Here is a 1591-nt window from a genome sequence, read left to right as displayed (position 1 = left end):
AGACGACGGCCGCTTCGAGCAGGTTGCCGGTCTGCAGCTGGTCGAGGAGGCCGCGCAGTCGCGGCCTGCCCTCGGTCTCCACCAGTTCCTCGTACGTCGGCCCGTCGCCGGTGCGTGCCTGCTTGAGGCCCCACTGGCCCTTGAACAGCGCGCCCTCGTCGAGCCAGGACGCGTACTCCTTGAGCTGGATGCCCTTGATGACGCGGGTGCCCCAGAAGGGCGGGGTGGGTACGGGGTTGTCGACGGCCACGTCCGAGCGGGCGGCGCCCTCCTCCTGCGCGGGCTCCTCGACCTGTACGGAGGAGGCCCGCACCCGGCGCTGCTTCAGCTCCGGCAGTACGGCGCCGGGCACGCCCCGCTTGACCGAGATCAGCGCGTCCATGAGGCGCAGGCCCTCGAACGCGTCGCGGGCGTAGCGGACCTCTCCCTCGTAGATCTCGTGCAGGTCCTGTTCGACGTACGCCCGGGTGAGGGCGGCGCCGCCGAGGATCACCGGGTAGTCGGAGGCCATCTTGCGCTGGTTGAGCTCCTCCAGGTTCTCCTTCATGATCACCGTGGATTTGACCAGCAGGCCCGACATGCCGATGACGTCGGCGCGGTGTTCCTTGGCGGCCTCCAGGATCGCGGAGACGGGCTGTTTGATGCCGAGGTTGACGACGGAGTAGCCGTTGTTGGAGAGGATGATGTCGACGAGGTTCTTGCCGATGTCGTGGACGTCGCCGCGGACGGTGGCCAGCACGATGGTGCCCTTGCCCTCGTCGTCGGTCTTCTCCATGTGCGGTTCGAGATGGGCCACGGCGGTCTTCATGACCTCGGCGGACTGGAGGACGAACGGCAGCTGCATCTGGCCGGAGCCGAACAGCTCGCCGACGACCTTCATGCCGTCGAGGAGTGTCTCGTTGACGATGTCGAGGGCCGAGCGTTCCTGGAGGGCGTCCTGGAGGTCCTGTTCGAGGCCGTTCTTCTCGCCGTCGATGATGCGGCGCTTGAGCCGCTCGTTGAGGGGCAGCGCCGCCAGTTCCTCGGCCCGGCCGGCCTTGAGGGACTTGGTGGTGGCGCCCTCGAAGAGCGCCATCAGCCTCTGCAGCGGGTCGTAGCCCTCGCGGCGGCGGTCGTAGATGAGGTCGAGGGCGGTGGTGACCTCCTCCTCGGTGAAGCGGGCGATCGGCAGGATCTTGGAGGCGTGCACGATGGCCGAGTCGAGGCCCGCCTTGACGCATTCGTCGAGGAAGACCGAGTTGAGCAGGACGCGTGCGGCCGGGTTGAGGCCGAAGGAGATGTTGGACAGGCCGAGGGTGGTCTGGACGTCCGGGTGACGCTGCTTGAGCTGCCGGATGGCCTCGATGGTGGCGAGGCCGTCGCCCCGGGACTCCTCCTGGCCTGTGCAGATGGTGAAGGTCAGGGTGTCGATGAGGATGTCCGACTCGTGGATGCCCCAGTTGCCGGTGAGGTCGTCGATGAGCCGTTCGGCGATCGCCACCTTGTGCTCGGGTGTGCGGGCCTGGCCCTCCTCGTCGATGGTCAGGGCGATCAGCGCGGAGCCGTGCTCCTGCGCGAGCTTGGTGACCTTCGCGAACCGTGACTCGGGGCC

The 1591-nt window shown here is 67.9% G+C and carries 1 protein-coding gene; it reads right to left on the bottom strand.

Features of this window, described 5'->3' with window-relative positions; translation table 11 throughout:
- Positions 1 to 1591, bottom strand: a 1591-nt coding sequence (locus AOK01_RS39350; RefSeq protein ID WP_169800186.1) for a B12-binding domain-containing protein, incomplete at both ends; no start/stop codon positions are given.

The organism is Streptomyces aurantiacus, assembly GCF_001418335.1.
Taxonomy (GTDB): domain Bacteria; phylum Actinomycetota; class Actinomycetes; order Streptomycetales; family Streptomycetaceae; genus Streptomyces; species Streptomyces aurantiacus.
The sequence above is the reverse complement of the archived record's forward strand: the minus strand, read 5'-3'. Positions and strand labels throughout refer to the sequence as shown.